Source organism: Micromonospora sp. NPDC049081 (assembly GCF_040648835.1).
In the GTDB taxonomy this organism is placed as follows: domain Bacteria; phylum Actinomycetota; class Actinomycetes; order Mycobacteriales; family Micromonosporaceae; genus Micromonospora; species Micromonospora antibiotica.
This window is the reverse complement of record NZ_JBEZEK010000006.1, coordinates 52042-59282: the sequence shown is the minus strand read 5'-3', so window position 1 is coordinate 59282 and position 7241 is coordinate 52042. Positions and strand designations below refer to the sequence as shown.

The 7241-nt window shown below is 73.3% G+C and carries 7 protein-coding genes; 4 read left to right on the top strand and 3 right to left on the bottom strand.

Annotation, left to right across the window (positions count from 1 at the left end):
- Window positions 1-11: 11 nt before the first annotated feature.
- Together AB0B63_RS11725 and AB0B63_RS11720 are read right to left on the bottom strand one after the other, a co-directional pair.
- Window positions 12-2027, bottom strand: coding sequence for a phage tail sheath C-terminal domain-containing protein (locus AB0B63_RS11725; RefSeq protein WP_357017262.1), 2016 nt, complete (start codon window positions 2025-2027; stop codon window positions 12-14).
- Window positions 2028-2216: 189 nt separating this feature from the next.
- Window positions 2217-3170, bottom strand: coding sequence for a hypothetical protein (locus tag AB0B63_RS11720; RefSeq protein ID WP_357017259.1), 954 nt, complete (start codon window positions 3168-3170; stop codon window positions 2217-2219).
- Between the two features lie 163 nt (window positions 3171-3333).
- On the opposite strand from AB0B63_RS11720, the gene AB0B63_RS11715 reads away from it, so the two are divergent.
- The 4 genes from AB0B63_RS11715 (at window position 3334) to AB0B63_RS11700 (ending at window position 6803) form a co-directional block, all read left to right on the top strand.
- Window positions 3334-4242, top strand: a complete 909-nt coding sequence (locus tag AB0B63_RS11715) for a bile acid:sodium symporter family protein (protein ID WP_357017256.1) — start codon at window positions 3334-3336, stop codon at window positions 4240-4242.
- A gap of 40 nt (window positions 4243-4282) precedes the next feature.
- The gene (locus AB0B63_RS11710) at window positions 4283-5026 is read left to right on the top strand and encodes a DUF2071 domain-containing protein (protein ID WP_357017252.1); all 744 of its coding nucleotides are present in this window, start codon (window positions 4283-4285) and stop codon (window positions 5024-5026) included.
- 96 nt (window positions 5027-5122) lie between these two features.
- Complete coding sequence (locus tag AB0B63_RS11705; RefSeq protein ID WP_357017249.1) at window positions 5123-5785, top strand: HEAT repeat domain-containing protein; 663 nt, start codon at window positions 5123-5125, stop codon at window positions 5783-5785.
- Window positions 5786-5789: 4 nt separating this feature from the next.
- Window positions 5790-6803 (top strand): HEAT repeat domain-containing protein, encoded by a 1014-nt coding sequence (locus tag AB0B63_RS11700; protein ID WP_357017246.1) that lies wholly within the window; start codon window positions 5790-5792, stop codon window positions 6801-6803.
- Between the two features lie 82 nt (window positions 6804-6885).
- Here the strand turns inward: AB0B63_RS11700 and AB0B63_RS11695 are convergent, their stop codons facing one another.
- Window positions 6886-7095 (bottom strand): hypothetical protein, encoded by a 210-nt coding sequence (locus AB0B63_RS11695; RefSeq protein ID WP_208566072.1) that lies wholly within the window; start codon window positions 7093-7095, stop codon window positions 6886-6888.
- Window positions 7096-7241: the final 146 nt, after the last annotated feature.

Sequence of the window (7241 nt, the reverse complement as noted above, 5' to 3'; positions counted from 1 at the left end):
ACTCACACCTCTCAGGACGGGCTCTGGCCGGCGAGCTGCTGGATCCGCACGATCACGAACTCGGCGGGTTTGAGCGGGGCGAACCCGACGACCACGTTGACCACGCCGCGGTCCCGGTCGTCGCTGGTGGTGGTCTCCGCGTCGCACCGCACCAGGTACGCCTCGCGCGGGGTGCGCCCGGCGAACGCGCCCTTGCGGAACAGGTCCTGCATGAACGACGTCAGGTTCAGCCGCAGCTGTGACCACAACGGTTCGTCGTTGGGCTCGAAGACGGCCCACTGGGTGCCCCGGAAGACGCTCTCCTCGATATAGAGCGCGAGCCGTCGGACCGGGGTGTACTTCCACTGGCTGGCCAGTACGTCCGCGCCGGCGGTGGTGCGGGCACCCCAGTTGACGGTGCCGGTCACCGGGAAGGTGCGTAGGCAGTTGAGCCCCAACGGGTTGAGCACACCGTTCTCGGCGTCGGTCAGCGGATAGACCAGGCTGGTCACCCCCCGCAGCTGTGCCTCGGTGCCGGCCGGTGCCTTCCACACGCCCCGTTCGGTGTCCTGGCGGGCGTACAGGCCGGCGAGGGTGCCACCGGGGGCGACGGTGCGGGGTCGGAAGCCGTCGGTGGGGTCGGGGATGCGCAGCCGGGGGAAGTGGGCCACCGCGTTGGGGCCCTTGACCCCGAGTTGGTTGATCCAGTCCAGGGCGCGGTCCGGGTCGTCCACTCCCGGCGGCGGGTCGACCAGCAGGACCGCCCGCCGCCGTTCGCAGACGTCGTAGGCGACCGACCAGACCGCCTCCGGGTCCAGCCCGCTGTCGACGACGCCGGGGTCGCCGCGCTTGGCGCGGGTGGCGTCGGGGATGCAGAGCAGGTTGAACAGGTCGGTCTTGAGCAGCGCGTAGATGCCGGTGTAGGCGGCCTCGCTGCCGATCAGCGCGCCGGTGCCGGGCAGGGTGGTGCCGTCGGAGCCGGTGACCAGGTCGCCCTGCCCGAGCCGCTTGACGCCGAGCGGGCTGATCCGGCCCACGTTGGTGGCAGCACCTGACAGGCCCAGCAGGGCCGCGCCGTCGGCCACGTCACCGGCGGGGGTGACCCCCGCGACGGTGAAGGCGGCGTCCACGGCCGCCGGGGCGACCAACGCGTCCACGTCGCCGAGGACGCGCAGCCCACCGGCGGCGGTGGGTACCACCCGGACCCGCAGGCCGGCCGCGCCGTCGGCGGCACCGAGCGCCGTGTTGACCTTCCGTTGCAGCAGCGCGGCCACCCCGGCCGGGGAGGACGGCAGCCGTTCGCCCTTGGTCAGCGCGGTGACGGTCACCGGGGCGACCGCCGGCACGGTCTTGGCGGGGTCGTTCGGGTCCGGTTTGGTGGGCCGGTCGGGTTGCACGGTGAGCCGGTAGTTCTTGGCGGCGTCCACGGTGGGCGTGCCGAGCGCCGCGCCGACCGTGCCGCTGGGCACCGGTCGTCCCGCCCCGGCGGCCCCGGCCCGCGCCCGGACCAGCGCCGAACCCCGGTCCGGGTCGTTGAGCAGGGGCACCGCGTACGCGGCGCTGGTCGGGTCGGCGGACAGACCGGTGAACCGTTCGGTGTCGCCGGTGGCGGTGTCGGTGACGGTCAGGTTGAACGACGTGGCGTCGGCGGCCCCGTCGTGGTCGACGTCGACGAGGAGTCCGCTGCCCCACGCACCGGTGCTCGTCGCGTCCAGCAGCAGCGCGGACTTCGCCCCGGCGCCGACCTTGTCCAGCAGGGTCACCGAGGCGGCCCGGGCGTCGGCGCGGGGCACCCGCACGACCAGGGCGGCGGCCCCGCCGTTGCGGAAGAACTGCTGCACGGCCAGGCTGAGTTCGGAGTCCCGGTCGGCCCCGCCGAACCGGCGTTCGAACTCGCCGAAGGTGTTCACCCGGACGGCCCGGTGCTCCGGTCCGGTCCGGACGTATCCCACGAAGGCGGTCACCCCGGTCGCCACGCCGATGACGGGGCGGACGGAACTCGCGACTTCCTCGATGTACACGCCGGGATAGCTCGGAGTGACGGGCATGACTACCTCGTCTCGCAGTGGCGGGTCGGCTGTTGTCACCCTCCGCTCATGCCGTACCCACCTCTAGCGGGCACCCGACTACGCCGCGTCAGCTACCCGACACCCGGTGCCGTCACCGGTTCACGCAGACGAGTCGTCGGTGCGCCGGCCCCCGGTCCCCTCCGGCACGTGGCCCGCCGGCCCCGCCGGTCACCGGTAGAGCTGGAAGTTGTCGAATTCGAAGACGCCGGTGCTCGTCGCGATGACGCCGCTCTGCCCGTCGGTCAGCTCCTCCGCCGACACCGTCTTGACCCGGGTGTCGTCGAGGTAGAGGTCGAGCCGGTCGCCGTGGCCGACGATCCCGATCCGGTTCCAGCCGCCGGGCCGGATCCGGTCCGAGGCCTCGGTGAACCGGTAGGACAGTCCGCCGTCGCCGCTCGGCCGACGGACGGCGAACGAGTAGGTGCCGTCGGGCGAGACCAGGAAGGCGTAGTACGCCCGGGGTTGCTCGGTGGCCCGGTAGAGCAGGCCCGCCGAGCTTGCCGGGGTGCCGTGCTCGGGAATCCGGACGTCGACGGTGACCGGTCTGTCGGCGGCGTCGAGCGCCGTGCCGGTGCGGTGGTCCCGGACGCTGACCCAGTGGTAGCGCACGGCGTTGCGGTCGGCCCGGTTGGTGAGCCGGAACAGGCCGTTGCCGGTGTCCACCTGGGTGGTCCAGGCGTCATCCGGATCGCGGTCGCCGTCGGGGTCGGTCCAACTCGCGTAGTACCGGTCGGCTTCCTGCGGGTCGGCCAGCGGCGAGTTGAACGACTCGGAGAAGGCCGACTCGGCGAAAGGCGAGGACGGGGGCCGGTGCGGGATCAACGTCACGACACCGCCCACCACCCCCACCGCCCCGGCGAGGACGGCGACGACGGTCGGAATGGACCGGACCAGTCGCTGTCGGCGCGTCGGTCGGGCGTCGGCCGGCGGCTCGTCCGCGCTGCTGCCAGGGGGACCGGAGTTGCCGTCCCGGTCGTCGGGGTGGGCGGGTTCGGCGTCGACTGCCCGTTGCTGTTGCGCGCTGCGCTCCTGGTCGGCGGGGTGCTCCTGGTCGGTGGGGCGGTCCTGCGTGCGACGCGCCGGGTCGACGGCGGCGTCTTCGGTGTGGTCAGACGCTGACATGGAGTAATCATGTCAGGCCTACGCATCCGTTCACCCCGGGCGACCGTCCGCTACTCGACACCGGCCGTCGGGAGTGGATGAGCACTCGGCGAGATGACCGACGGGCCGGCCGCTGCCAGGATGCAGTGAAAGACGTCAATCCCGTCGGGCAGGGTGGTGGGTCATGGGTTCCGGGTTGTCGCTCGCCCTCTTTCCGGTCGCCCTCGGCATCGTCATGCTGGGCATCGGTCTCAGCCTGACCGTCGAGGACTTCCGCCGGGTGGCCCGCCAGCCCCGGGTGGTGCTGATCTGCCTGGGCTGTCAGATGCTGGTCCTGCCGGCGATCTGCCTGGGCCTGGTGGCCGCCTTCGATCTGCGCCCGGAGCTGGCGGTGGGGATGATGCTGCTCGCCGCCTCACCGGGCGGCAGCACCGCCGGTCTCTACAGCCACCTGTTCCGGGGCAACGTCGCGCTCAACGTGTCGTTGACCGCGATCAACTCGGTGCTGGCCCTGTTCACCCTCCCGTTGATCGTCAACCTGTCGGTGGCCGGTTTCGTCGGTGCGGACAGTACGATCGGCCTCCAGTTCGGCAAGGTGGTGCAGGTCTTCGCGCTGGTCCTGATCCCGATCGCCATCGGGATGTTGCTGCGGCGTCGGTTCACCGCCTTCGCCCTGCGGATGGAACGCCCGGTGAAGATCATTTCCGTGCTCGTCCTGGCGGTGATCATCGTGGGGGCGGTGGCCGGCATCAAGGACGACGTGCTGGCCACCCTCGGGGAGCTCATCGGGGTCGTGGTGCTGTTCAACCTGACCAGCCTCGCCGTCGGCTACCTCGCGCCCCGGCTGCTGCGGGCCGGGCACCGGGACTCGGTCGCCTCCTCCTTCGAGATCGGCCTGCACAACGCCACCCTGGCCATCACCATCGGGATGAGTCCGACCCTGCTCGACAACGCCACGATGGCCATGCCGTCGGTGGTCTACGGCAGCCTCATGTTCTTCACCGCCGCCGCCTTCGGGCTCGTCGTCACCCGTCGCTCCGCCGCCCCCTCGTCCACCGTCGCCGGGCAGACGGCCCGACGGACCCTGCACTGACCCGTCCCACCGGCCGGGGGCGGTGGAGCAGGATGGGTGCGTGCAGATCGAACCGGTCGTCGCCGCACCCGTCCAGACGTTCCCCCGTACGCTGCTGCGCCAGCGGTGGGCGGACCTGACCTTCCTGCACTGGGCGGTCGCCCCGGAACTCGTCGCGCCGCTGCTGCCGGCCGGTACCCGTCCGGACACCGTCGACGGAACCACCCACGTCGGACTGATCGGCTTCCGGATGGTCGGCCTCGGTTTCGGCCGGGGGCCCGCCGTGCCGTACCTGGGGACCTTCTGGGAGACCAACGTGCGGCTCTACTCGGTGGACCAGGCCGGTCGGCGGGCCGTGGTGTTCCGGTCCCTCGACGCGTCCCGGCTGATCCCGGTGCTGGTCGCCCGGATCACCCTGGGGCTGCCGTACCTGTGGTCGGCGATGCGCCTGGACCACGACGGTGACCTGCGCAGCTACCGGTGTCGTCGGCGCTGGCCAGGGCCGGCCGGGACGACCAGCCGGATGGTGGTCCGGGTGGGTGCGCCGATCCACCGGCCGACCCCGCTGGAGCACTTCCTCACCGCCCGGTGGGGCCTGCACACCCGGGCGTACGGGCGCACCCTGCACCTGCCGAACTGGCATCCGCAGTGGCCGTTGCGCCGGGCCGAGCTGCTGCACCTGGACGACGAACTGGTCACCGCCGCCGGGCTGCCGGCGCCGACCGGACCGCCGGTCAGCGTGCTGTACTCACCCGGCGTGCCGGTCCGGTTCGGTCCACCGGTCGTCCTGCGCCGGCCCCGGTGACCCGGCGGACGCCCACCGGATCGGGCGGACGCAGCGGAGCACCGGTTGACCCTGACACGGTGTCAGGGTCGACACTGCGTCGGGGAGGTGGTCCGGATGACCAGATCGGAAGTGGACCCGACGCGGGCGCTGCGGGGGTTGGCGAGTGGTGACCCGTCGGTGCGGCTGCGGGCCGCGCTGGCGGTCGGCACCACCCCCGACCCGGCTTTCGTCGACCCGCTCGTCGCCCGCTGCGGGACCGAACCGGACTTCTCCGTCCGCGAGATGTTGACCTGGGCGCTCACCCGTCACCCGCCGGAGGTGACGGTGCCCCGGCTCGTCGCCGCCCTGGGGTCGACCCGGGCGCAGGCCCGCAGTCAGGCGTTGCACACGCTGTCCAAGATCGGGGACCGGCGGGCCTGGCCGGCGATCACCCGGGCCCTGCTGACCGACCCCGACGACGAGGTGGCACGCAGCGCCTGGCGGGCGGCGGTCGCGCTGGTGCCCGACGGCGCGGAGTCCGGCCTGGCCGAGGTGCTGGCCACCCAGCTCGGGCGGGGCGACCGGGCGACGTGGCTGAGCCTCAGCAGGGCGTTGTCCGCGCTCGGCGAGGTCGTCCCGCCGGTCCTGCACGCCGCCGGGACGCATCCGGATCCCCGGGTACGCGCGCACGCGGTCGCCACGCAGCGGCTGTTGCGCGACCCGGACGCCGGATTCGAGTTCTCCCTCGGGGAGGCGACGCGCATCGTGGCGCTCGGCGGGACCGGCGGGCCGGGGTGAGGCGGTGCTGATCGGTGACGTGTCGCGACGCTGCGGGGTCAGCGCCCGGATGCTCAGGCACTACGAGTCGCTCGGACTGCTACGACCGACCGGTCGTAGTGGCGTCGGTTACCGCGAGTACTCCGGCGCGGACCTTCGCCGGATCTTCCACATCGAGAGCCTGCGCTCGCTGGGGTTGTCGCTGCGGGCGGTGGGACGGGCACTCGACGACCCGGCCTTCACCCCTGCGGAACTCGTCGACGACCTCATCCGGCAGACCCGGGCGCGCATCACCGCGGAGCGGGAGCTGCTCACCCGTCTCCGGCGGATCGACGCCGCCGGGCCCGCCGACTGGCAGGACGTCCTGCAGGTGGTCGCGCTCCTGCGCGACCTGGGCTCACCGCGCGCGGAGCAGCGTCAACGCGCGGCGCTGGCCTCGGTCGGTGAGGTACCGGTGCCGGTGGAGGCACTGGTCACGGCGGTGCTGGACGAGTCCGACCCGAACGTCGCCGGGGCGCTGCGCTGGGCGCTCGCGCACCTGGGCGTCGACGGGTTGCCCCTGCTGGCGGAGGGGCTCGACGCACCCGAGGCCGGGGTGCGGGAACGTGCCGTCCGGGCCATCGTCGAGATCCCGGGTGGGGACGCCACCACGTTGCTCCGCGACGCCCTGCGCCACCCGGACCCCGTGGTCGGCAGGTACGCGGCGCTGGCGCTCGGCGTCCGTGGCGAGCCCGACGCCGTGCCGACGCTCGTCGACATGGTCGTCGCCGAGGTGAACGACGTCGACGCCGCCGACGCGCTGAGCGCGCTGGCGACCGATCCCGCCACGGCGGAGCGGATCGCCGCGCGCCTGATCGGCCTGCTCACCCGGGCAGATCTCGGGGCGTCGGCACGGCGTCGGCTGACCCAGGCGCTCGCGGACATCCCGGGGGACACGGCGTCCCGGGCCCTGGCCGGGCTGACCGGGGACGACGACCGGGTCGTCGCGCTCACCGCTAGCTACGTGCTCACCCTCCGCGCCGCCGCCGACGGCCGCTGAGCGCCGGTCGGCGGAGAGGCGACGGCCGGCCCCTCCCCTGCCCCGTGGCCGGGGAGGGGCGGGCCCGCGTCCCGTGCGCCGGTCACCGGGCACGGCGGTGCCGGGCGAGCAGCGTCCCGGCGCAGAGCACCGCCAGCAGGCCGCAGGCGGAGCCGGCCCACTGGTTGTCCAACACGGTCGTCAGCGCCGCGTTGGCGGCGAGGCTGACCACCAGCACCAGCCACAGCAGCGGGCGGAGCAGGTCGGCTTCCGGCTTGGTCGGAGCGTCGGCGATGCGGTACGGATCGGTCATGGCTGCCTCCTCGGGCGGCGGGTGTTCGACCAGGTTGACGCTAGGCGTGGCGGTGGGTCGGGCACGATCCCGCCAGCGCGACCGGCGGCGGTACAGCAGGCGCTACTTTCCGCGCCGACGGTGCCGGGCCGCCCGCCCGGTGGCCT

Coding starts and splice junctions, on each gene's coding strand:
- AB0B63_RS11695 (WP_208566072.1), bottom strand. CDS start 7,095: ATGACCGATCCGTACCGCATCGCCGACGCTCCGACCAAGCCGGAAGCC.
- AB0B63_RS11705 (WP_357017249.1), top strand. CDS start 5,123: ATGACCAGATCGGAAGTGGACCCGACGCGGGCGCTGCGGGGGTTGGCG.
- AB0B63_RS11725 (WP_357017262.1), bottom strand. CDS start 2,027: ATGCCCGTCACTCCGAGCTATCCCGGCGTGTACATCGAGGAAGTCGCG.
- AB0B63_RS11720 (WP_357017259.1), bottom strand. CDS start 3,170: ATGTCAGCGTCTGACCACACCGAAGACGCCGCCGTCGACCCGGCGCGT.
- AB0B63_RS11715 (WP_357017256.1), top strand. CDS start 3,334: ATGGGTTCCGGGTTGTCGCTCGCCCTCTTTCCGGTCGCCCTCGGCATC.